Source organism: Salinispira pacifica (assembly GCF_000507245.1).
GTDB lineage: Bacteria > Spirochaetota > Spirochaetia > DSM-27196 > Salinispiraceae > Salinispira > Salinispira pacifica.
Genome location: NC_023035.1, coordinates 61,832 through 83,503, shown reverse-complemented (window position 1 = coordinate 83,503; position 21,672 = coordinate 61,832). Strand labels below are relative to the sequence as shown.

Genomic DNA, 21,672 nt, shown 5'->3' with positions numbered 1-21,672 from the left:
ACTACTCCTGTGATTGGGGAAAAAACGCTGTATGAATGCAGTTAAGACAGGTTGAATGGTCCTTCTCATCGATAACGAAGGAGATATTCATTTCAGATGATCCCTGAGCAATGGCAAGCACATTGATATTTTTACCGCCGAGAGCATGGAACAGCTGTCCTGATACCCCCGGCTTGCCCCTCATGTTGCCTCCGATCACCGCCACAACTTCCAGACCGTCAATCTCCTGGATCTCCTGAATAATCTTGTGACGAATTTCATGCTCCAATGCTTCCCGTAAATACCTGACCGCCCGTGCAGCCTCGGAGCTTCGAACCACAACGCAAATACTGTGTTCGCTTGAAGCCTGACTGATCATTATGGCATTGGCACCTGCACGGGCAAATGCGGAAAACACCTTCATTGCCGTTCCTTTACTGCCGACCATTCCCCCGCCGATCACATTAATCAGACTCACACCGGGGATGCTGGCTATTCCGGTAATCAATCCGGGGCCGGAACTTACATTCCGAGCTATCCTGGTTCCCCGCACATCAGGATTCAGGGTGTTTTTTATCCACACCGGGATTCCCGCCTCCACAGCAGGAATCATGGTGGAAGGATGCAGGACCTCGGCGCCGAAATAGCTGAGCTCCATGGCTTCTTCCACGCTTAAATCCCGGATAACTCCGGCGCCCGGTACAACTCTGGGGTCAGCCTGGAGAACCCCGTCCACATCGGTCCAGATCTCGATATCATCGGCCGAAAGGGCGGCTCCGAAAATAGCTGCGCTGTAATCACTGCCGTTTCTTCCCAGGGTTGTGGTGATTCCCCTGGGGGACGATGCGATGAAACCGGTCACTATGCCCGTTCCCTCCCGGCTGTGAAAGCGGCTGCGGATTCGCTCATAGCTTTCGGCGAACAGCACCTCCGCTTCCCCGTGGGAGTCATCGGTGAGCACCAATTCCCGGGCGTCCACAAAAAACACTTCCTCGCCTCTGGAGGCAGCATATGCTGCGATAATCCGGTTGCTCATTCGTTCGCCGAAACTCATAATGAGATCCAAGCTCCGGGGGCTGCACTCCCTCACAAGGAAAACCCCGTGACAGATATTATTCAGTTCCTCCAGCTCGGCCTCAATGGCCTGTTTCATTTCTTCGGCGGCGCGGATATCAGAAAACAGCTCCTGAATCGCCTCCAGTTTTCTGATCCGGATTGCAGATATCAGGTCACGATAGCTTTCATCTCCGGCTGCGGCACGGTTTGCTCCGTCAATCAGATCATTGGTGATTCCCTTCATTGCAGAGCATATCACAGCACGGGTATCGGGAGATGCAGAGAAAATATCAACAGCACGGCGAATGTGGTCGGCATCCCGTACAGAGCTGCCGCCGAATTTCATCACTTTCATAATTGCCTACTATATCAAAAAAAATACAAAACGGAATAGATATTTGCATAAACATACGGCTTTTTCACAGGGGGGCCGGGAAGAGCAACATACTTTCCCACCAACAGTAACGGAATAATTGACATATGGGGACAAAACAGGGAAACTCGGCTCATGCATCAATATAGAATAGAAGGCGGATACCCGCTCAAGGGTACAATCAAGGCAAGCGGAAACAAGAATGCCGCGCTACCCTGCATTACCGCCGCAATACTCAGTGAAGAAGAAGTGGTCCTCAAGAATATCCCCCTTATAGAAGATGTCTATGTTCTGTTCGACATTCTCCGGGAGCTGGGAGGAAGCGTTCAGGAAACCGGAAACCGGGGTGAGTTCAAAATAACCATGGGCAGCATTAATACCCATGACGTTCCCCCGGAACTGGCCAAAAAGATCAGGGCATCCATCCTGCTGGCAGGTCCCATGCTCGCACGGAGCGGGAAGGTAGTGCTATCACCCCCCGGCGGCGATGTGATCGGCAGAAGACGGCTGGATACCCATATGCTGGTACTCAAGGGTCTGGGGGCGCAGATCGACATCGATGGACAAATATCTTTCAGCGCCAACAAGCTTAAGGGTGATGATATTTTTCTGGATGAAGCATCTGTTACGGCGACAGAGAATGCCATCATGGCAGCTGCCCTGGCCGAAGGAACAACCATTCTCCGGAATGTGGCATCCGAGCCCCATGTGCAGGACCTGTGCAACATGATCAACTCCATGGGTGGGAAGATCTCCGGAATCGGAAGCAACATTCTCACCATTCAGGGCGTTAAAAAGCTCCATGGAACAGAATTTTCAATCGGCGCCGATTTCATGGAAGTGGGCTCTTACATAGGACTGGCAGCCGTTACCGGCGGCGACCTTACCATCACCAAAGCCGACCCCCACCATCTGAGAATGGTGAAAATGGGATTTGCCAAATTGGGGATTCATTGGGAGACCCAGGGTGACAGCATCCATATCTCCCCGGTCCAACCCATGAAGGTTGTTTCAGACCTGGGAGGAATGATCCCCAAAATTGACGATGCACCATGGCCGGGTTTTCCACCGGATCTGCTGAGCATCATTCTCACTGTAGCAACCCAGGTGGAGGGAACCATTCTCATTCACGAGAAGATGTTTGAGAGCCGGATGTTTTTCGTAGATAAACTGATCGGAATGGGTGCAAAGATTGTACTCTGCGACCCTCACCGAGCGGTAATCTCCGGCCCGTCGCGCCTCAGCGGCTCACAGCTGGTGAGTCCGGATGTGCGGGCAGGCATGGCCATGGTAATCGCTGCATTGGCGGCGGAAGGCTCAAGCACTATTCAGAACATTTATCAGATAGAACGGGGCTACGAAGGTCTTGCTGACAAGCTCAGCAGCCTGGGTGCAGTGATTTCCCGGGAAGAAGCTTAGCATTGACAATACGTCGGGCTCGGCACCTTCCAGCGGATACATTCGACCGGGCATATTAGACTCGGTACATTCAACCGGGTACATTCCCATTAAAAACAGGATACTCCGGGAGGGCGGGGAGGGTTATATTTCTTCTCCCCCTTCCCTCCCGTCAGCCGGGGTATACAGGCGAAACTGCCAAAGCAGGTTCGAATATGCTTCCTGGAGACGGCTGAATTCCTCACGCTTTCGTTCCTCCCCGTCAGACGGGGAGGCATTTTCATCATACCCGATTTGAACTTGAATATCCGGATGCAGCCTGGCCGCCATCTGTCGGTAGCGGGCTTTCACATCTGCTTCGCTGCAGCCCTGTTCAAGATCGAGAAGTGAAAGATGCCGGGCATCCAGATAGGGCATGGATCTGAGACGCTGGCGAATTTCCCGGATTCCAAGTCCCATTGGTTCAAAAATTTCCTGCATCAGTGCATATTCTTCCCTGCTCAGGCCCCGTTCATCCATTCCCGCCAGGCGGTGCATGAGGTTGAACAGAAAATCCCTCTCGGTTTCCCCTCCGTAACTGTACATCTGGGAAAGCTCGATAAATTCCGGAGGGCTGATCCCGTAGACCCGAACAAGCCATTGAATATTCAGCCCCGCCTCATGCCGTACCGCGGCATTCCAGAAATCCTCAAGATGTTTCTCATCCAGACTGCGAATAGAAAAAAACTTCCGTACCGACGAGATAACCAGTTCTTTCAACCTGTCTTCATAGGCCTGATCAATGGAGATCATTTTCACAGAAAGTGCGATTGCAGCGGCTGGCCGGGCAAGACGCTTCATCCGGGAAATAAACACTCCCCGGGTGAAAAAGGCTTCAAGGTCACGGGTATTTCTTTGGAGGGCCAGAAGCTGATCAACCAGCGTACCCACGATCACCCCGAACACCACACCCGGAATACCAAACGGAAATCCCAGAATGGCGCCGGCGATCTTGGCTCGAATCATCATTCCAGACGCTGACCTGCAATGAAAAACAGAATGAGAATGAACAGGAGTGTCTGGAGAACCACCAACGAAATCATGGCCGGAATAAAGCCGAAAAGAATAAGAACGGAGTTCAGCATGTTTCTGAATACCAGTCGATAGAGCTCGAAGAGTCCCAGAGAGAACACCGGAATAACCGGAACGAATATCCAGGTATACACGGGAGGACCGCTGAGATAGCGGCTGCGCCCCCGCCAGGACATGATTATCACCAGGATGGAAAGGTTAATCAGACTGAAAGGCAGAAGAATTCTGTCCAGTATTTCCGCCCTGGGAAAATCGGGGTTTCGTCCGTATTCGGGATAGATCCGCGATAAAGCGAACAGCTGAAACAGGTTTACATCATCATAAAACGCCGTGCCCGGCGATACTGACCATAATTCATCATTATCCAAAGCCATACGGATTACATGCTCGTCCACATTCGCATCGGAACCGGCGGGACTCCGGAAAATCACGTCGCCCCGGACAATGTACCGGGGTTTGTAGGAGCGTTGGGGATTCTCTCTGTCAATTGCATGAGTGATCAGGTAGTTGCCCCTGAGCTTTGCCCTGGGAGCTTTCAGATGCTCTTTTACTCCGCCGTCCCGGTCAACAACCAGATATTCCAGATTAATAAAGTACATTCCGGTGGTTGATCGCATCATTTGCTCAGCTGCGATAAAACGCCGGTAATCCCGGGGATTCAATGTATCCGGATCGTCCCCCGCTTCCCCGGGTACCTGCAAAAATACATGTCGGCGCAGGTCACCCTGTGCCGCCCGTGCAATTTCATCAATAAAAAAACTGATTTCCCGTACTTCCGGCTCTAAATATTCAAGATAGGTGGCTGCATCAGGATCACCGGGGTGGCTTTGAAGTATTGCCTGAAATGTATAATATGAATCCAGATAATTTCCTTCATTATATTCCTTTGCCCCCCGTGTTTTTTGTGAATACAGCTCCTGTGCGTCGCTCTCACGGTCATCCAGGTTCAGGCGGGATATCTGGCGCAGACTGTCGGAGAGGATTCGTCTGGCTTCAGGCTCATCACGGCTTTCGTCGGGACCAAGGGCCAGCCGGCTGTAGAAAACTGCGGAAAAATAATCCTCTTCGGCATAGTATTGCCTGGCCCGATCAAGAATTTCACCGTAGCTGAGATCCAAGGGAAGCCTGGGCTCGGGCTCCTCACCCCCTGAGTCTGAGCTTGACCGGGGCCGCCGTTCCTGCACCTGCCGGAAAATTTCCCGGCCCTCATTATGCCGGGGAACCAGATCAAGAATTGCGTTGGCAGCTTCTTCTGCAGTTGCATAATCCTGCCGTTCCAGAGCAGCCTGCCCTTCCTCCACCCGGTCTGCGATAAAATCAGACCGGTATTCCGCATCCAGACGGTTCTGTTCGGCTACAGGCAAAAGCAGGAGAAGCAACAGAGTATACACAATCACAGCCGACAGCAGAAAAACCAGAGCTCCCTGAATTACTGCGAAGAACGAGCCTTTACTCCGGCCGCCCTGAATATCATCATGACCCGCAGCCATGGAAAAACAGATGACAAACCCCACCGAAACAATGGGGATAAAATAGTCCAGATAGTGAACAACGGAAGATGAAAAAATCCATTGACCTGAGAAATAGCTTTCAAAATTGGCGGGTATGAACACAATGGTTAACACCACAATAGTCAGCATTGCGGAAACATGAGTGATCAGCTGAATGAGAAGCATTTTCCTGTTCAGAGAATTCATTCTCCCACCTCCCGGGACCACTCCTTAATGCTGGGGAGAAATACATTCATGATAATAAAAATGATTGCGATAAAACTGAGTAATCCCGGAGCGATGTACCCCATTGCCCGTTCTCTCAGAAAACTGCCGGCAATATCTCTGATAAAAAACAGTTCATGTACCCGGGTGAGCATCAGACCTGCAATATTCACAATCACAGCAAGGATAAAATTGATCAGCGGCCATCGGGTCAGCCGCATAAATACAAACGTACTGAACAGAAACAGCATGAGGCTGAATATAAGTGCCGCATATCGGTATGACATGTCATCAGCGTATTCATCCAGGGTTTCAAAGAGCAGACCCACCGTGGTGTCGATATCGCCGATTATACCGCTTCGGTGGAACAGTGCGGCCCTGCTGTTGGAAATTTCATCCACCGGAATTACCAGTGCCCGGGAATCCGGGGTGGCATTGCTTCGCTGATTCACAATGATTTCTTCTGCAGAGCTGTTGTACACTACGGATTCAAGACTGCTGAGCCGGGGAATTTCAGATTCAACAGGAACAAGGTGAACCCCCTCCTTCAGATCTTCAGGCCCGGGATACACCGGCGTGCTGTGATGATACAGAACCACATCCAAAAGCAAATTTGTGTTGGTTTCCCGGTGATACACACCACCCCCGGAAAACTGATGGATGACCGCCGGGCTGAGACCCGTAAGGTGCACATAATCCGGAGACAACGCAGAATTCTCCAGCTGACGAACTCCGTAGTACCCGAAAAAGAACGTGGGCATGGCGACAATAAAAAGAAGCATCAGAGCCAGAGATCTTGCTGACCGCAGTGAAAGTACCGAGCGGATACAGATAATTACCGCAAGAATCCCGCCAAGGTAGAGACCGCTCTTCATCCCCCGTACCAAATACAGCAATGTGAGGGTACTTCTATCTCCACCGTCCATGCGTTGAAACTCGGCTGCTCCAAGAAGTACCGAATAACCGATAATGAGACCGGTGAGCAATAACAGAATGAGAATATAACGAAGCGGAATTACCAGTGCAGCTTTCACTTAATAAATGTTAGCATGTGGGGTTGGAGAATGCAACGAAGAAAGATCATAATGAATTCGTAATTTTTCGAATAATTTTCCGGGTTGTAAGTACTTAAAGGACGAAACACCCGCTGTGGAACAAGACCGAGGAGAGAACACTGAATCAGCAGGAATTCAACAGCTTTATCACTCCCTACATCCCCAGGTTATACAGAAGCATCCTGTCCATGGTACGGAATGCCACAGATGCGGAGGATATTATTCAGGAGGCGGTGATGCGGGCGTACACAAATATTTCCCGATATGACAGCAGCCGTCCGTTTTATCCCTGGCTGCTGACCATAGGTCGAAATCTGGCCCGGAACTTTCTCAGCAGACGAAACAGCCGGGAAAGCAGCGCAGAAGTGCCGCTTGATATCCCGGAAATACACAGCAGTAATCCAGAACTCAGTGCCATCAAGAGAGAGGAGATCAGATCCCTGTACAAAGCACTGGAAGAGCTGTCACCGGAACATCGGCAGATTATTGAATTAAAGCATTTTCAGGAGTGCTCCTATAACGAAATCAGCGAGATACTATCCATTCCCCGGGGAACGGTTATGTCCCGTCTGTATTATGCCCGAAAGCAGCTTCAGGCTGCATTGGAGAGTCAGGAATGACAAGTAAAAACACCACCCCTTCACTGTCAGACCATGACCGGGAATTGCTCATGAGGGTTCAGGCCCTGGTGGATAATGAAATTCCCGGAGATGAAATAGATACCGTCATAGCGGAAATCGAGAATAACCACAGACTGAGGGATGAATATATCAGACTGCTCAGACTGAAACGGGAACTGAGCAAACTTCCGAAGCTTGAACTCAGGCGGGAATGGTATGAGGAATTTGAGAAAAAACCCCGCTACAAGCGGGCTCTGGTACTGGGAACAATATTTGCTGTAGTATACATTATAAGCTCTTTGATTATGGGAGGGTTTGCGCTCATGGATCGCGGAATACCGCATTGGGTTCGCATCGGCGCCGTAATCTCCCTGGGAGGAACTGTAGTTTCCTTTTTAGTTCATACCTATGCAAGCAGACGAAAAGAAATGCGGGATGACCGCAACTACAAGGATATTATACGATGATGCTCTCCACAACGGATTCAATCCCCGATAAAAAAATCATTAAGCACTATGGACTCGTATACGGCAACACGATCCGGGCAAGAAATATCGGAAGAGATATTGCTGCGGTTTTTAAAATGATGGCGGGCGGAGAGATTGCTGATTATACAAAAATGCTTGCCGAATCCAGAGAACAGAGTCTTGACCGTCTTATGGACAGCGCAGCTGAATTAGGCGCCAATGCAGTCATCGGCATAAAATTCTCCACCACCTCCATGATGCAGGGAGCGGCTGAGATTCTCGTATACGGAACGGCCGTTTTGGTTGAATAACCCATATATCGATATTCAGAAGGCAGTTTTCCCACAAGTTGTCCACAAGATGTTTTCCGATAATTTTGCTGAACATTGGCCCGATTTTACATCCGTCGGTCCCGTTGCTTGCAAACCAGCGCCTATTAATTCGCTAACTTCCTAATCAACAAGACTTTATAACGTGTCAATATGATTTTTACCGTTTTTATATCTTTTCCGGCGGAAACAACTCAACAAATCTATAGCTCTTTTAATTTACCCCAATGTTATCCACAAGTTATGCACAAAAAAAGCCGGGGTCGCTCCCCGGCTTTGTCTGTTGCACTGATACGGTTCCGTTTCTTACTCATTCAGCTTCTTTTTCAGCTCTTCCATCATGGAATCCACCTCGGGATCTGCAGGTGAAGCCTTGGATGAATCACCTTTTTTGGATGCGTTCCCCGGGCGTTGATCCTCCAAAGCCATCTTTTTCCGAAGATCTTCCAGCATGGCATCGTCGGAACCGCCGGATTCCAGTTTTGCAAATTCATTCTCAATACTGCTGGAATCAGGTCCTTCTATTTCCCCGATGGCGTCTGCTTCGGCTTCAATCTGATCCACCCTGCTGGCCATCTTCTCGAAGGCATCAAAGGCTGAAGTATCGCTCAGTCCGGATATCTGATCCTGAATCTTTTTTTGCGCTTCCGCTCTCCGGGCCCGGGCAATAAGCAGGTTCTTTTTCCGCTGGGCTTCCTCAATGCGCTGCTGAAGCCCCTGCAATGCACCCTTCAGTTTTTCCACCGAATCATGCTGGGCTTCGTACTGTTCATTATATTTTTCAGCGGTTACATCGCATTCTTTTTTCTGGGCAAGCGCTTTTTTGGCCAGATCCTCATAATGACTTTTTCGTTCAGGTTCTTTGTCTGCGGCCTTCAGTGCTAAAACCGCACGTTTTTCCCACTCTTCGGATTTACGTCGGTGTTCATTTGCCTGACGCTCCAGCCGCTTTTCATCGGCTATTGCACTGGCTACGCTCTTCTTGGATTCAACCAATTGCTCATTCATATCCACAATCAGCTGATTGAGCATCTTTTCAGGATCCTCGGCCTTACTGATCATCTGGTTGAGATTCGATTTTACAACCCGTCTAAATCTGTCAAAGATCCCCATAGCTCGGGCCTCCATTTGCTGTTTTCAAACTAAAATGCGAAGCCTCTTCAGGCTTCCTGTTCATGTCCCGGCAGAAACTGCTTCAGTCGATCATAATGTTCTGCCAGACCCAGACCGATTGCATCAAGACTGGCCTGAAGCTCCTCCCGGTCCATTGTTTCAAGCTCCAACGTATCCATGAGAATAATATAATCATCCTCAATTGCATAGGCTCCGTGTACCAGATCACGGTTCAATTGAAGCAGCTCACGAAACAGCCGGAGGCTTTTTTTGTCATCAGTTACCGGATAATTCATCACCTTGGTACGGACCGTCAAAAGCGATTCATCCACAAAAAGGACGATCTGATTCAGTCCCTTATCCGGATCATTGATTATCCAGACATCCTCACTGACCTTCTCATAGGTCACCGCAAGAGCAAGCAGATAGCGTTCTATTCGTTCTACATTCATATATTTGTCCCCGTGTGGATCCCTGCTGAAGGGAATTGGATTTTAGCCGAGGAAAATCTGTCCGGAGTTATCAATCGCAAGTATGGTTTTACAGTTTGAACATCTGAACCGTCCGGGTTTTGAGGCCCGCAGGCGGGTTGAACAGATCGGACATTTGAAAATCTTGGGGAAAATGTCGGTATCGCTGGATGCGGAACCTTTGGAAAAGAATTCCACCGCTTCATCCAGATTATCCTTGATATTAAAAAATTGCGCGAATCCCAGAAGCTGGAATACTTCATACACCTTGGGCTGTATTTCAAGGAGAACCAGATCGCCGCTTCTTGGTTTTACCGCCTTCAGGAATGCGGTAAAGGAACCGATACCCGTACTCGATACATAGTTCAGACCGCTGCAGTGGAATATGAGCTTTGTGTATCCGGCCTCTATTGCCCGGTTTACCCGTTTCTGGAAAAAATTGGAATTATAGGTATCAATATATCCAGTCAGGTAGAGCACCAGACAGCCTTCAGTACCATCAATCTTTTGAAGCCGAATTTTGAGGCTCTCATCCTTTTCTTCGTCAAATCCAGGTACGATGTCGTTATTACTCATGGTTCCCCTAAGACTTTGCAGTCCACTGTTAGTATTTTAAGCTGTTTTAATTGTATTCAGCCCTAAATTTTTTGTCAAATAAATCGGACTATTTTTACCACTCAAGTCCTGCTCCGGCATTAATTATAGATCCATTTACAGCCGAGGAGCGGAAGGACATCAGATATTCAATAATATCAGAAATTTTTTCAGGTTCAAGCAATTTACCTGATTTTTTCAGAGTATCGAGAGATTTTTTAGAATAATACTCGGTTTTCACGTATCCGGGAAGCACGGCATTCACTGTTACCCCGGAAGCAGCGAATTCTGCAGATGCGGAACGCACAATACTGTTGAGGGCGTATTTTGCCGCCCCGTATACGGGGATTTTCCGGTACGCACGGTTATGGTCCGAGGCTGTCCCCCCCATTACAACAATTCTTCCGAATCCGTTGGAAGCCATCACAGGTCCCAGAAACTGAATAAGCCCCAAGGGGAGAAGAACATTCATATCCAGAATAAATGAAGAATCTTCAAGGTTTTCCCTGCTCAAGGACGACTCCCGAATGGGACCGTAGCTGATTACCAGACCGTCTATCATTTCCCGGTGGGGTTTGATTTTTGATATGAGTTCATGGATATCATCCCTCCCGGAAAGCTCCTGTTCCAGCGTGTAAACCTGGGAGGCACCTGCCCTGCGGAGCTCGGAAGCGGCAGTTTCCAGACGTTTTGAATCCCGCCCGTGAATGTAGAGCCTGCACCCCCTGGCAGCCAGCCGTGCGGCCAGGCTTCTGCCGATCCCTCCGGTGGCACCTATTATCAGACACCCGTGATCATTCATTCCTATTCCTTCGGTCCTGTTATCTCCTGTGTTCTTGACTGCCGTCAACGGCAATCTTATCATGGAAACGGAGGTAGTAGCTATGATCCGGATTGCAAGAACTCTTTTCTCATTTGTGGTGGTTTTTTCTCTATCTGCAGTGCTGGAGGCGCAGGATTCCGGCCTCATCGGCATTGATGAACTGGAGAACTACATCGATTTGAACACCAGTCTCGTTGAACTGTATGAGTTCATAGAAAACGGCGAGGAGATACCCTCAGACAGATACTATCTGATTCCGGGAACAGTTACTTCCATATCCACCCTGGATCCCAATCCGGAAACATTCTACTCGGAGGTGGAGTTCAGCTCCGCCCGCTGGATCGGTCAGGAGGAGATCCGATCCTATGATTCACTTCTGGTGTTCCTTGATCCGTCATTTGTATCCCGGCTGCCTCAGCGCAGCCCCAGAAATCCCCCGGAAAACATCATAGAAAAAAACAGCCGGGGAATGGCGGTTGCCGAATACTACGATATTCTGGAGATGCCCGACGGCTCAATCATTCCGGTATTCATTGCTCACATCTTCAGAAATCTTGAATAGAAGGATTAGAAAAGATGCATCCTTACTTCCTTCTGTGCATACAACGGCGTTGCGTCCGGGCATGAAACCTCTGTTCTCTTTCCTGTATGGAACCCTTGAGTTCAAGGGGCTCAGTTCTTTCATCAACCGGCTTATGCTTCTCGGTCTTATGTTTCTTGTCGACGGATACACCCTTCTTCAATGTGCATCGGTCATGGGAGGGGTCAGCTCCCTGACGCTGACAGTGTCCGCAGCCCTTCTGGGAGCCCTTATCGGCGGGAGCAGCTATCATCGCTACAGTATAAAATTGAGATCCAAAATTTCGGCGGGAATATACCCCCGCCGGGAGTTTATTCATATATCCGCACTGCTGCCGGGTCTGGTTCTTATGGCCCTTCCGGGTCTGGGAAGTTCGTGTATCGGTTTTCTGTTGTACATTCCGCCATTTAGAACGGCAGCGGGAAAAATAATCTATCGCCGCTGGGAAAGCGGGTTTCAGGATCTCTACAGCTTCCAGAGAGCCTCGGAGGATTAGACTCAGCGGAACAGACGGTGCAGAACCAGACGAAGCCAGAATAGAAGAAATACCGGCACCCTGAAAAGCTTCCCGGGGTGGCTGTATAATTCCCAAATCCATTCATGACCTTTGCGGACGGCTACTTTTCCCGGTCTCCGGCGTTTCTGAATGATAAAATCAAACCACTCGCCGCTCCAGATCATAATGCCGCTGTTCAGAACATTTCTTCGAACATGCAGCCATCGATCCCTGCCCTTCAAACCGGAGCCTGCGATAAGAAGATGAGGATTGGCCTTATGAACCGCCATGGCAACCGATTCGGACATATGCTTCGGAAACACTCCGGGGTATTTTCCAAGAAACCTGATGTGCGGGAATGTCTGCCGGACATTCTGCTCCACCGAGACGATATCCTGCTTTCCCGAGCCCAGCAGAAACAGACTTCCCCCCATGGATTCCAGCCAGGTGAGAATTTTGATAATCGTTTGAAACGGGTAATAGCAATGCAGACGGGGGTGACCGAGAAACCTGGCCATTCCCGATATGGCCCTGGAAACCGGCAGCACCAGAGCAGCCTCCTGCATGGTTCTGAGAAGCATGGGGCTGTGATGTGCCCGGATAATATCCCAGCTTCTTACAAACATTACCTGAGAGGCCTTGGTTTTCCCCTCCCCGAGAAGTCCGGATAATACGATCATGAGATTCCGGGGTTCCACAATATCCACCGGTACACGGTTGATATATACCCGTTTTACCAATCCTGATCTGCCGCTGACGGTTCTTTCAGTTGCCAAGAATATCCCTCCAGTAAAATCGTGCGTACCGCGGCAAGGGCATACAGGGCTGCGGTCTCGGTTCGTAGAATGGTATCACCAAGAAATACCGGGTGAAAAGCCATCTTCTGCATTTCTTCACATTCATCTGTGCTGAACCCTCCTTCCGGTCCCACCGCAAGGTAGATATGCCGGGGCGGGGCTGAAGGGGAAGCAATCCGGGAATAATCCGATAGCAGATTATGAAGACTTTCTATGCCCAGAGGGACCTGGTGAAGAAACAGTCCCAGAGCCACCCGGTCGTCCGCCTCCCGGACGCGGCTGCAGGCCTGATTCATGTCGCCGACATAATTCAGGAGGGGCAGCCGTGGCGCATTGGATTGCTGCACCGCCTCCCTGAGGATTTTCTCCCAGCGCTCTGCCTTTTTGCCGAATTCAGCTTCTGTCATTTTTACCTGTGAATTCCGGCTGGGAACCAGGGTGATTCCGGATACCCCCAGTTCCCCGGCCTGTCTGAGAATCAGATCGGTCTTCTTGCCCTTCGGCATTCCCAGAATCAGATGGAGATCTGGAATACCGGTTACGCTTCTGTCTTTGTTGCCGTCCCGATGCCGGCTCTCTCCCGGCCCCGTTTCAGCTGTGAACTCCAGAATGCGCAGTTTCAGGCTGTCCCGGGCTACAGAGTGCATTTCAGCCAAAGCCGCCGAGCCGGCTGAATCCCTGATCTGAATTTTCGCTCCCGGCTCAAGCCGCCTGACTCGTATGAGGTAGTGAAAATCTTCACCCTCCAGACGGATTGTGTCTTCCGGCTGGAGGGCGGTTAATGACTGTGGAACAATAAATTGTTTCATAACTGTCTGTGGGTATCTGAGCCTTACTGAAGCGCCGGTTCCGGAAGGGCGTTACCACGGGATGACATGGAATTGGATTCTTCCCGGGAATTGATAATCCGCCGGGTTTCATTCTCCCGGAGAATCCTCACCGCCTCCTGAAGAACCAGATCATAATCCAGGTCGTATGGCGCACTCTCATTTGTTCGCATTTCCAGTTCCAGGGTGATCAGCCGGCGTACCAGCCGTTCATTCACTTCAAAGCCTTCATTCCGAAGGCCGTTGAAAAACTGACGAATCCGGTTCTCTCCGGGATTATTACCAGCCTGGTTCAGAAATTCCTGTATGCGGTCTTCCTGTTGTATGGTGATGAGATCTTCACTTTCCTTTTCGGTCAGCTCCGGTTCTTCCACGGTGATATCGGGTTCGATTCCCACTTTATCGATAAACGTTTCATCGGGAGTGTAGTACCTGGCCATGGTGAGGCGAAATCCTCCGTCACCAAGACTGCGCACCTGCTGAACCGAACCTTTACCGTAACTGGTGGTTCCCACCACCACCGCACGATCCCGGTCTCTGAGAGCGCCGGCAAGAATTTCCGCAGCACTGGCCGTCCCTTCATTGATAACAACAATTAGTTTCGAGGTGTCGTCCAATACGGTGCCCTGGCGGGCATAAAACGCCTGATTTTCCCCGGCGACACGTCCGGCGGTACCCACGACCAGTCCGTCATCAAAAAACAAGTCTGCGGTGTCAACAGCCGAGGTGAGCAATCCGCCGGGATTGGTTCGCAGGTCCAGGATAAACTCCCTGTGACCGCTTTCCTTCAATTCCCGAAGGGCTTCCTCCACCTTCTCCGCCGTCCTTGGTGTGAACTGAATAATTCTCAGGTATGCAATATCATCGTCGATTGCTGCATGGCGCACGGTGGGAATTTCAATGATGGCCCGTTCAAGTTCAATGTTCAGCTCATTTTTCATATTCCTGAGAATAGTGATCTCCACCACAGATCCGGGTTCTCCCCTTAATCTGTCCACCACTTCATCTATGCTCATTTCGATGGTGGATTCCCCTTCAATTTCGATTATCAGGTCTCTGGGGCGCATTCCGGCCCGGTACGCAGGAGTTCCCTCAATTGGACTGACCACTTCCACCCATTCCTGAAGCTGGGGACGGTCTTCGTCAGGCCTCACCTTGTTGATATACAGCCCTACCCCGCCGAATTCACCGCTGGTGGTATCGGTGAGGCTTCTCATATCTTCGGTGTCAAGATAGGCGGAATACGGATCGTCCAGACTCTCGAACATCCCTTTCATCGCCCCTTCAATAAGCACATCAGGATCAACCTCTTCCACATAATTATCCTGAACAAAGTCAAAAACCTGTCGGAATGTACGCAGAAGCCGTTCTTCCTGAAAACTGCTCATATCCTGCCCGTATACGGCGGGTGAAAAAAACAGAAGAGCCGTCACTGAAAGACCGGCCACCGCAGTAAAAAACCAATACATTTTTTCCCGTGAAAGAATTTTCATGAAACCACCTGTTATTATTCCATTCTAAGATACCACAAAAGATAGAAGAGATCATTCTTACATTCTTGACTGCCGCTTGTCACGCACCTACACTTCATACTAATGAAGCAGATAAACTACTACGCATTCTTTCTCTTTTTGTGGGATATTTTGCGGTTCGGAATACTCGGTATTTTCCTCCTCCCCGCATTTGCAACATCCTTTTCTATTGTAGATAACCCTTCTTCCAACTATCGGTTACTTCTGTGGCTGGCTGCACCCCAGCTTATTATCCCCAGCTACCTTGGCGCAGTGGCGCTGGGGTTCACCGGCGATACACTTCTGAAGCACATAAGCCTGGTGGTGAAAAGTCTCAGTCTCGTACCAGGGTTGGCAGCGCTTATTATTATTGTACTCGGTAATATGCGGCAGACAGGCAGTGCATTCAGCGATTTCAGTGAACTCCAAATGATTCTCAGGCTCAGTATGATCATGCTATTTGATCTGGTTTTCTGTATAATGGCTCTTGCCTACAGGCGAAAACAGCCCGAGCAGGAGATTTGAACATGCATATAGTACCAATAGCCAGTGGAAAAGGCGGGGTTGGAAAGTCACTTTTCACAGCCAATCTGGGCATCGCACTGGCCAAGGCAGGCAAACGGGTTATCCTCATCGATCTGGATCTTGGCGGTTCGAACCTCCACCTTATTCTGGGGATACGCAGGTACAAACTGAGTATCGGTCACTTTCTCAACAACGGGAGAATGAAGCTTGACGAACTGCTGGTGGACAGCGGATATGACGGTCTCAGATTCATACCCGGTGATGCAGAAGTTCCCGGCCTTGCAAATATCACCGCCGCACAAAAAAACCGCATCATCAGGCAGCTTGGAAAACTCGATGCGGACTATGTCCTGCTGGATCTGGGTGCGGGAACCCACACCAATACCATCGAGTTCTTCCTTGCGTCCCGGCACGGGATCATCGTAACCAACCCCACACCCACTGCGCTGGTGAATGCCTACCTTTTTATAAAAAGTACCGTGTTTCATCTGCTGAACAAGGCTGCAGCGAGGAATTCCCCGGGAGAACGTTATCTGAAAAGTATTCAGAAAGACGCCGACAACATGCAGCGCATTTACATTATGGATTTACTGCGAAAGCTGCAGGATATCGACCCCGAGTGCTACGATACTTTTCGGGAAAAAACCGGCAAATTTCTTCCCCGTCTGGTACTGAACATGCTGGAAGACCCCAAGGATGCCGAGAAGGTGCAGAAACTTCGGCGTTCCATTCAGCAGTATCTGGGAATGGACATGGAACACCTGGGAGTGATGTACCGTGATGATGTGCAGGATATCGCCCTGAGCAGCAGGCTGCCGATCATTATTTACAAACCCAGGTCGGTCCTTTCCCAGGCAATAACCCGTATTGCAGACAAGCTTCTCCAATATGAAGACATGGAAGATGAAGAGCTGATAAGCTTCGATGACTACGACGATTCATATGAAAATGCCGAAAATGAAGCACAAATAGATTACGAATCCAGAATTGAGTATATTGAGGAATTGCTCCACAGCGGTACGCTGACTACCGGTGATCTGGTAGAAACAGTGAAGTCACAGCAGCTGGAAATTAATGCTCTTCGGCGGGAAAACACCCTTTTGAAGAAAAAACTCATACAAGCTGCGGATCAGGGGTACGACGTATAGATTCATAAAACCCCGGAATGCTGCGGTTGCAGGTTGCAGGTTGCAGGTTGCAGGTTGCAGGTTGCAGGTTGCAGGTTGCAGGTTGCAGGTTGCCAGTTGCCGAGGAATGGATAGTCCGTTCAGGAATTTATAAAAAAGAGGACCGTAACGACGGAACATGGCCAAAAAAGAGAGAAGAATACAGGGTTCCCCCCAACTCATTATTGATGATAACAAACTCCAGGCCAGGATCCAGTTTACCAAAAGCTCCGAAGGTGCCGACTGGAACGGTGAAAAAATTGTCGCACTTCTGAAAGAGGAAGGGATCCGCTACGGATTTAAAGAGGATGATATCTCCGAGCAGATAAAAATTGCCGGAGAAAAAAGCGACAAGGAAGTCAGTTTCATAGCCGTCAAAGGGGATCCTGCCACCGATATGAGGGCGGAGGAGCCTGAATACGCCAGTCTGGAAATACCCGAAGAACTCGCCGGTCCCATTTCTGAAAAACTGCAGCTGAGCAGTTCACCCGACATTCAAAAAAAGAATGTGAATAAAGTGAAAAAACAGAAGACCGTGCAGAAAAAGTCACCCATTCCATTCATGCCCGCCAAAGAAGAAGTGGTATCCTATACGGAAGAAGAGGTGAGCTTTGAAAAGGTGTATGTTGATCCCACAGTGGAATCCTATTCCTATGTGATCGGGGGTCAGCTGATCGCCCAGGTGCACCCGGTAACCCCCGGGGTTCCCGGCAAGGATATTTTCGGCGATATTATTCAACCGAAAAGTCTTCCCGACCCGTACTTCTATAACGGTGAAAATACCACCCGTACCGGCAGCGATATTCGGGCCGACCTCAGCGGAATTGTACGCCAGGGAACAAACTGGACTGATGTGATTCCCTTCAGTAATCATGAATGGGAAATCCGCCTCAGTGAGGATAAGGCAACCTGCCTCCTGGATTTTTCTCCAGGCGACAAGCTCATCCCCCTCCCGGCATATGATGAAATCCGCAACAGGATTGAGCAACTGGAATATCCCATGGACACCATCATGCCGGAAGGGGAAATCGCCAACCTCCTGGAACACGCTCTTGAACACCAGACACCCATTAAGGACAAAGCCATCAGCGACAGCCAGGATGCGCATTTTGAAATAATGGTCAGTGATGACGGACTCCGTGCGGAACTCCAGGTGCGGAAAGGCAGGGGAGACGGTCGCCCCCTGGTGCTTAAAGAGCTGGGCAAGGCCATTAATGCAAGCGGGGTTTCAATAGCAGACCGGGCACAGCTGAAACAGGATATTCTGGATTACTATAACTCTCCGGAACTGGAACTTCACAATTACCTGCTTGCCGAAGGAAAGCCGCCCAAGGAGGGTGCGGAGCAGCCTGTTGACTGGTCCGCCCGTTTCCTTGATGAAAAAGAATACCTGGATTTGAAAAAGGAAATTGAAGAGAACCGGGAAGCGCTCCAAACCGATGAAGACGGCAGTTCCTTTCCCCTGGATGCAATTGATGCCCTTGCGTATGTTGAGAATGAACAACGCATAGTCACCATGGGGCAGGCGCAAAAAGGCGAACCCGGTATGGATGTGTACGGCAAACCCATTGAAGGATTGCCGGGAAAGAGTGTTGATTTTGTACTCCACGATTCAGTTGACCGGAAAGATAATATCATTATTACCCTGAGATCCGGACTGCTTGAACGCGCCATTGTGGAAAACGTGTATCACCTCAGGGTACGTCCCCGAAGAGACAGCAGAATTTCCATAGAAGCGAATGATAGCGCAATGGAAGCTTTCATAAGCATCGATCCCGGTGAAGGCAGCGGGGCTGTCCTTACAGAACAAATGATACGGGACAGCATAGAGGCCTATGGAGTAGTCAAAGGGATTGATGAGAAGCTCCTGGAGGATCTGATTGCCCGCTCGCTCCAGGGGGAGAAGATCCAGGATCAGGTGTTCGCCCGGGGGCTGCCTCCCAGAGAAGGAGACAGCGAGACCGTGAATTTTCTCATCTCCCTTGCTGATAATGAAAAAGTAACAATCAGGGAGGACGGCAGCGCCGATTTTAAAACCCGAAATACCATGACACGGGTAAGCCGGGATCAGGCAGTCGCCCGCATCACCCCGCCGAAAACCGAAGCCGTCCCCGGCTGGGATGTATACGGCAGAACCCTGGATGCGGACGATGGGTCGGGATCGACCCTGGAGATCAGTGATAAATTCCGCCGGGAAGATCAGGAGGACGGTACCGTCATCCTCTATGCCACAGTTGACGGAGAACTTCTGAACGAAAAGGGCAAGCTGGATCTTCTGGAGGTTCACACGGTTCAGGGAAATGTGGGAATGGAAACCGGAAACATCAAATTTCCGGGAACCGTGCAGGTGGCAGGAAATGTGGAAAGCGGTTTTTATGTGATGTCCAATGATGATATCAAGATCATGGGAGCTGTTGACAGGGCCCTATTATCCGCCGGCGGAGATATTTTGATACAGGGCGGTATCAAAGGCGGCGGCAAATCCCTTCTCCGTTCCAAGCAGAACATCCTGGCCGCATTTGTGGAGCAGGCCACCATCCTTTCTGTGAAGGATATGAAAATACAGAAAAGCGTGTTCCGTTCAAATGTGAAATGCAACGGTAAACTGATGATGGGAGATAAAAGCAGCATTATCGGCGGTGTGGTGAAAGTGAAAGAGGGTCTGGATGTCCATAATCTGGGATCTGAACGGGGAATTCAAACCAGAATTCACTTCGGCCAGGATTATCTGGTTGAAGACCAGATTCACGTTCAGGAAAAGGAAATAAAAAAAATACAGATACAGATTGCAGAGGCGGATGCAACCATGAAACGCCTTGCAAAAGAGCGCAATCAACAGAAACTCAAGGAAGTTTTTAATAAGAAGACCAAACTGCTGAAGATGATGGAAAAGCGAAATCTCCATCTCTTTAATTTGAAAGAACGGTTCGAGCAGCATTTTGAATCCAGACTAATAGTCCGGGGCAGCCTTCACAATGGAGTTGTGCTGGAAAGCCACGGACGGGAAATGGAAATAATTGAAGAAAAAAAGAATGTGATCATTCAATTCGACACCGGCCTGGGCCGGATCAATATAGAAGAGAACAGCTCGGAGTAAATACGTTATGATGTTACTGCAATACCCCGCATGGCTGCGCCCGGAGGTAATTCCCGGGCTGCCTTTCAGATGGTACAGCATTATGTATCTCGTCGCCCTGCTGATCACCTATCTGCTGGTGATCCGTCAGGTAAAGAAGCAGCGGCTCGACAGCAATTCAGACGATGTTTTGACCATGCTTATCTGGATCATGATCGCAGCTTTGCTGGTGGCCCGGATCTTTGCCACCACCGTATACGATCCCACAGGCAAGTATCTACGCAGACCCTGGCTCATTTTTTGGCCCTTCGATGCGAATATGAACTTCACCGGTTTCCAGGGGATGAGTTATTTCGGCGGCCTGCTGGGAGCGGTGGCGGGGATGCTGCTGTGGGCACGGAAATATAAAAAAAACATCCTGCTCTGGGGGGATGTAATCGTGCATGCCTTCCCACTGGGCTATACCTTCGGCAGATTGGGTAACTTCATAAACGGTGAATTATACGGCCGGATAACCGCTTCCCCCCTGGGAATGATATTTCCTGCGGCCAGGAGAGTGAGCGTGAAGGATCCGCTTGCGGGCCGGATCATAGAGCAGCTTGAATTTCCTGTATCCCCGGATCAGGTTGCCGTGAACCTTCCCCGTCATCCCAGCCAACTCTATGAGGCTCTTGGAGAGGGAATCATTCTCTGGCTGCTGCTGTGGTTCGTGGTACGACCCCGCAAACCGTTTCACGGATTCAGTGTGGCGGTGTATCTCATAGGATACGGAACGGCCCGCTTTATTATTGAATTTTTCCGGGAGCTCGATCCCGGCTTTGATTTTTACACTCCGCTGAATCTCAGCCTGGGACAGCTGTTCAGCCTGGCCTCGGTGCTGGGAGGTACAGCATTAATGGCAGTGCTCTATTTTCGCTACAAACGGCGCCCGAAGGTGGAAACCTTCGACAGCTGATCAGCCGTCCCGGGGAGGATGGTCACAACATCGCGCCTCCGCCGTATCACCCTCCATGACGGTGATACGCCCTGGGCATATGCCAGTCTTTGTATACCGAAAGAATTCTGAAAATTGCAATAAAAAACGCAATAGCCAGAGCAATCCAGGGCTCCAGCTGTTCAGAGGGCTCAAGAACACGGACAATCAGCACGTACCCGGAACCTCCGATAAACGCAGCCATGGCATAGATTCCCCGCTGGAGCACCAGAGGCACCTCCCGTGCCAGCAGATCCCGAATCATCCCCCCGCCGGTACCGCTGATCATGCCGATCATCACGGCTGAGTACAGCGGCAAACCGTAATCAAGGGCCAGCCGTGAACCCAGCACGGTGAAAATACCCAGCCCCACCGCATCAAGAATACGCAGGGGATACTGCAGGGTCTCTATCCGCTCATAAAGAAGGTACACAATGGCGGAAGCGGCTGCGGCCACAAGCAGGTAACTGGCATCGCTGAGCACCAGGGGAGGAATATTTCCGATCATCACATCCCGGATGAGCCCCCCTCCCATGGCCGTCATCAGCGCCAGAATCAGACTGCCGTACAGATCCATATGCTTTCGCACCGCCATAATGGAGCCGGAAACGGCGAAAGAGAGCACTGCAATGTATTCAAAAACAGTAAGAACGGCCAT

General features: G+C 50.1%; 22 protein-coding genes. 10 read left to right on the top strand and 12 right to left on the bottom strand.

The annotated features are described in order from the left end of the window. Window position 1: 1 nt before the first annotated feature. On the bottom strand, window positions 2–1,390 hold the full coding sequence (locus L21SP2_RS00345) for an aspartate kinase (protein WP_024266451.1): 1,389 nt from the start codon (window positions 1,388–1,390) through the stop codon (window positions 2–4). Between the two features lie 153 nt (window positions 1,391–1,543). Here L21SP2_RS00345 and murA point away from each other — a divergent pair, with 153 nt between their 5' ends. Beyond that, entirely contained in the window at window positions 1,544–2,827 is a 1,284-nt protein-coding gene (gene murA, locus L21SP2_RS00340; RefSeq protein ID WP_024266450.1) for a UDP-N-acetylglucosamine 1-carboxyvinyltransferase, read from the top strand. A 123-nt stretch (window positions 2,828–2,950) separates the two neighbouring features. On the opposite strand, the gene L21SP2_RS00335 is transcribed toward murA, so the two are convergent. From L21SP2_RS00335 to L21SP2_RS00325, 3 genes are read right to left on the bottom strand one after another with little or no spacing between them, the layout of a single operon-like run. After that, window positions 2,951–3,814, bottom strand: coding sequence for a J domain-containing protein (locus L21SP2_RS00335; protein WP_024266449.1), 864 nt, complete (start codon window positions 3,812–3,814; stop codon window positions 2,951–2,953). Continuing rightward, the gene (locus L21SP2_RS00330) at window positions 3,811–5,574 is read right to left on the bottom strand and encodes a hypothetical protein (protein WP_024266448.1); all 1,764 of its coding nucleotides are present in this window, start codon (window positions 5,572–5,574) and stop codon (window positions 3,811–3,813) included. The genes L21SP2_RS00335 and L21SP2_RS00330 overlap by 4 nt, the downstream gene beginning before the upstream one ends. Further along, on the bottom strand, window positions 5,571–6,626 hold the full coding sequence (locus L21SP2_RS00325) for a hypothetical protein (protein ID WP_024266447.1): 1,056 nt from the start codon (window positions 6,624–6,626) through the stop codon (window positions 5,571–5,573). The genes L21SP2_RS00330 and L21SP2_RS00325 overlap by 4 nt, the downstream gene beginning before the upstream one ends. Window positions 6,627–6,739: 113 nt before the next feature. Here L21SP2_RS00325 and L21SP2_RS00320 point away from each other — a divergent pair, with 113 nt between their 5' ends. The 3 genes from L21SP2_RS00320 to L21SP2_RS00310 are packed head-to-tail and all read left to right on the top strand — an operon-like array spanning window position 6,740 to window position 8,045. After that, on the top strand, window positions 6,740–7,267 hold the full coding sequence (locus tag L21SP2_RS00320) for a sigma-70 family RNA polymerase sigma factor (protein ID WP_081719362.1): 528 nt from the start codon (window positions 6,740–6,742) through the stop codon (window positions 7,265–7,267). Next, window positions 7,264–7,734, top strand: coding sequence for a prolipoprotein diacylglyceryl transferase (locus L21SP2_RS00315; RefSeq protein ID WP_024266445.1), 471 nt, complete (start codon window positions 7,264–7,266; stop codon window positions 7,732–7,734). Before L21SP2_RS00320 ends, L21SP2_RS00315 begins: the two co-directional genes overlap by 4 nt. Next, complete coding sequence (locus tag L21SP2_RS00310) at window positions 7,731–8,045, top strand: YbjQ family protein (RefSeq protein ID WP_024266444.1); 315 nt, start codon at window positions 7,731–7,733, stop codon at window positions 8,043–8,045. The genes L21SP2_RS00315 and L21SP2_RS00310 overlap by 4 nt, the downstream gene beginning before the upstream one ends. A gap of 324 nt (window positions 8,046–8,369) precedes the next feature. Here the strand turns inward: L21SP2_RS00310 and L21SP2_RS00305 are convergent, their stop codons facing one another. The 4 genes from L21SP2_RS00305 to L21SP2_RS00290 all read right to left on the bottom strand — a co-directional run bounded on the left by L21SP2_RS00305 (window position 8,370) and on the right by L21SP2_RS00290 (window position 11,042). Beyond that, window positions 8,370–9,176, bottom strand: a complete 807-nt coding sequence (locus tag L21SP2_RS00305; RefSeq protein WP_024266443.1) for a PspA/IM30 family protein — start codon at window positions 9,174–9,176, stop codon at window positions 8,370–8,372. 47 nt (window positions 9,177–9,223) lie between these two features. After that, window positions 9,224–9,628, bottom strand: coding sequence for a YbjN domain-containing protein (locus L21SP2_RS00300; protein ID WP_024266442.1), 405 nt, complete (start codon window positions 9,626–9,628; stop codon window positions 9,224–9,226). A 42-nt stretch (window positions 9,629–9,670) separates the two neighbouring features. Beyond that, window positions 9,671–10,222, bottom strand: a complete 552-nt coding sequence (locus L21SP2_RS00295) for an STAS domain-containing protein (protein ID WP_024266441.1) — start codon at window positions 10,220–10,222, stop codon at window positions 9,671–9,673. Window positions 10,223–10,316: 94 nt separating this feature from the next. Next, window positions 10,317–11,042 carry an SDR family oxidoreductase gene (locus L21SP2_RS00290; RefSeq protein WP_024266440.1) on the bottom strand — a complete coding sequence of 242 codons (726 nt, stop codon included), beginning with the start codon at window positions 11,040–11,042 and terminating at the stop codon, window positions 10,317–10,319. A gap of 82 nt (window positions 11,043–11,124) precedes the next feature. On the opposite strand from L21SP2_RS00290, the gene L21SP2_RS00285 reads away from it, so the two are divergent. Both L21SP2_RS00285 and L21SP2_RS00280 read left to right on the top strand, forming a co-directional pair. Next, complete coding sequence (locus L21SP2_RS00285; protein ID WP_024266439.1) at window positions 11,125–11,625, top strand: hypothetical protein; 501 nt, start codon at window positions 11,125–11,127, stop codon at window positions 11,623–11,625. Window positions 11,626–11,686: 61 nt separating this feature from the next. After that, complete coding sequence (locus tag L21SP2_RS00280; RefSeq protein WP_024266438.1) at window positions 11,687–12,139, top strand: FxsA family protein; 453 nt, start codon at window positions 11,687–11,689, stop codon at window positions 12,137–12,139. A 2-nt stretch (window positions 12,140–12,141) separates the two neighbouring features. On the opposite strand, the gene L21SP2_RS00275 is transcribed toward L21SP2_RS00280, so the two are convergent. From L21SP2_RS00275 to L21SP2_RS00265, 3 genes are read right to left on the bottom strand one after another with little or no spacing between them, the layout of a single operon-like run. After that, window positions 12,142–12,915 (bottom strand): WecB/TagA/CpsF family glycosyltransferase, encoded by a 774-nt coding sequence (locus L21SP2_RS00275; protein WP_024266437.1) that lies wholly within the window; start codon window positions 12,913–12,915, stop codon window positions 12,142–12,144. Next, window positions 12,873–13,745, bottom strand: a complete 873-nt coding sequence (locus tag L21SP2_RS00270; RefSeq protein ID WP_024266436.1) for an RsmE family RNA methyltransferase — start codon at window positions 13,743–13,745, stop codon at window positions 12,873–12,875. Before L21SP2_RS00270 ends, L21SP2_RS00275 begins: the two co-directional genes overlap by 43 nt. Window positions 13,746–13,768: 23 nt before the next feature. Beyond that, window positions 13,769–15,256 (bottom strand): S41 family peptidase, encoded by a 1,488-nt coding sequence (locus L21SP2_RS00265; protein WP_024266435.1) that lies wholly within the window; start codon window positions 15,254–15,256, stop codon window positions 13,769–13,771. A gap of 102 nt (window positions 15,257–15,358) precedes the next feature. Here L21SP2_RS00265 and L21SP2_RS00260 point away from each other — a divergent pair, with 102 nt between their 5' ends. From L21SP2_RS00260 to lgt, 4 genes are all read left to right on the top strand, one after another. After that, the gene (locus L21SP2_RS00260) at window positions 15,359–15,799 is read left to right on the top strand and encodes a hypothetical protein (RefSeq protein WP_024266434.1); all 441 of its coding nucleotides are present in this window, start codon (window positions 15,359–15,361) and stop codon (window positions 15,797–15,799) included. Between the two features lie 2 nt (window positions 15,800–15,801). Continuing rightward, the gene (locus L21SP2_RS00255) at window positions 15,802–16,947 is read left to right on the top strand and encodes a nucleotide-binding protein (RefSeq protein WP_024266433.1); all 1,146 of its coding nucleotides are present in this window, start codon (window positions 15,802–15,804) and stop codon (window positions 16,945–16,947) included. A gap of 157 nt (window positions 16,948–17,104) precedes the next feature. Continuing rightward, a complete protein-coding gene (locus L21SP2_RS00250; protein ID WP_024266432.1) occupies window positions 17,105–20,062 on the top strand; it encodes a flagellar assembly protein A in 2,958 nt (985 codons plus the stop codon). Between the two features lie 7 nt (window positions 20,063–20,069). After that, the gene (lgt, locus tag L21SP2_RS00245) at window positions 20,070–20,996 is read left to right on the top strand and encodes a prolipoprotein diacylglyceryl transferase (RefSeq protein WP_024266431.1); all 927 of its coding nucleotides are present in this window, start codon (window positions 20,070–20,072) and stop codon (window positions 20,994–20,996) included. Between the two features lie 46 nt (window positions 20,997–21,042). Here the strand turns inward: lgt and L21SP2_RS00240 are convergent, their stop codons facing one another. Beyond that, entirely contained in the window at window positions 21,043–21,672 is a 630-nt protein-coding gene (locus tag L21SP2_RS00240; RefSeq protein ID WP_024266430.1) for a trimeric intracellular cation channel family protein, read from the bottom strand.

Excerpts from the sequence above, each read along its gene's own strand:
- L21SP2_RS00345 (WP_024266451.1), bottom strand. The coding sequence starts at position 1,390 with ATGAAAGTGATGAAATTCGGCGGCAGCTCTGTACGGGATGCCGACCAC.
- murA (WP_024266450.1), top strand. The coding sequence starts at position 1,544 with ATGCATCAATATAGAATAGAAGGCGGATACCCGCTCAAGGGTACAATC.
- L21SP2_RS00335 (WP_024266449.1), bottom strand. The coding sequence starts at position 3,814 with ATGATGATTCGAGCCAAGATCGCCGGCGCCATTCTGGGATTTCCGTTT.
- L21SP2_RS00330 (WP_024266448.1), bottom strand. The coding sequence starts at position 5,574 with ATGAATTCTCTGAACAGGAAAATGCTTCTCATTCAGCTGATCACTCAT.
- L21SP2_RS00315 (WP_024266445.1), top strand. The coding sequence starts at position 7,264 with ATGACAAGTAAAAACACCACCCCTTCACTGTCAGACCATGACCGGGAA.
- L21SP2_RS00310 (WP_024266444.1), top strand. The coding sequence starts at position 7,731 with ATGATGCTCTCCACAACGGATTCAATCCCCGATAAAAAAATCATTAAG.
- L21SP2_RS00305 (WP_024266443.1), bottom strand. The coding sequence starts at position 9,176 with ATGGGGATCTTTGACAGATTTAGACGGGTTGTAAAATCGAATCTCAAC.
- L21SP2_RS00300 (WP_024266442.1), bottom strand. The coding sequence starts at position 9,628 with ATGAATGTAGAACGAATAGAACGCTATCTGCTTGCTCTTGCGGTGACC.
- L21SP2_RS00295 (WP_024266441.1), bottom strand. The coding sequence starts at position 10,222 with ATGAGTAATAACGACATCGTACCTGGATTTGACGAAGAAAAGGATGAG.
- L21SP2_RS00290 (WP_024266440.1), bottom strand. The coding sequence starts at position 11,042 with ATGAATGATCACGGGTGTCTGATAATAGGTGCCACCGGAGGGATCGGC.
- L21SP2_RS00285 (WP_024266439.1), top strand. The coding sequence starts at position 11,125 with ATGATCCGGATTGCAAGAACTCTTTTCTCATTTGTGGTGGTTTTTTCT.
- L21SP2_RS00280 (WP_024266438.1), top strand. The coding sequence starts at position 11,687 with ATGAAACCTCTGTTCTCTTTCCTGTATGGAACCCTTGAGTTCAAGGGG.
- L21SP2_RS00270 (WP_024266436.1), bottom strand. The coding sequence starts at position 13,745 with ATGAAACAATTTATTGTTCCACAGTCATTAACCGCCCTCCAGCCGGAA.
- L21SP2_RS00265 (WP_024266435.1), bottom strand. The coding sequence starts at position 15,256 with ATGAAAATTCTTTCACGGGAAAAAATGTATTGGTTTTTTACTGCGGTG.
- L21SP2_RS00260 (WP_024266434.1), top strand. The coding sequence starts at position 15,359 with ATGAAGCAGATAAACTACTACGCATTCTTTCTCTTTTTGTGGGATATT.
- L21SP2_RS00255 (WP_024266433.1), top strand. The coding sequence starts at position 15,802 with ATGCATATAGTACCAATAGCCAGTGGAAAAGGCGGGGTTGGAAAGTCA.
- L21SP2_RS00250 (WP_024266432.1), top strand. The coding sequence starts at position 17,105 with ATGGCCAAAAAAGAGAGAAGAATACAGGGTTCCCCCCAACTCATTATT.
- lgt (WP_024266431.1), top strand. The coding sequence starts at position 20,070 with ATGATGTTACTGCAATACCCCGCATGGCTGCGCCCGGAGGTAATTCCC.
- L21SP2_RS00240 (WP_024266430.1), bottom strand. The coding sequence starts at position 21,672 with ATGGCCGTTCTTACTGTTTTTGAATACATTGCAGTGCTCTCTTTCGCC.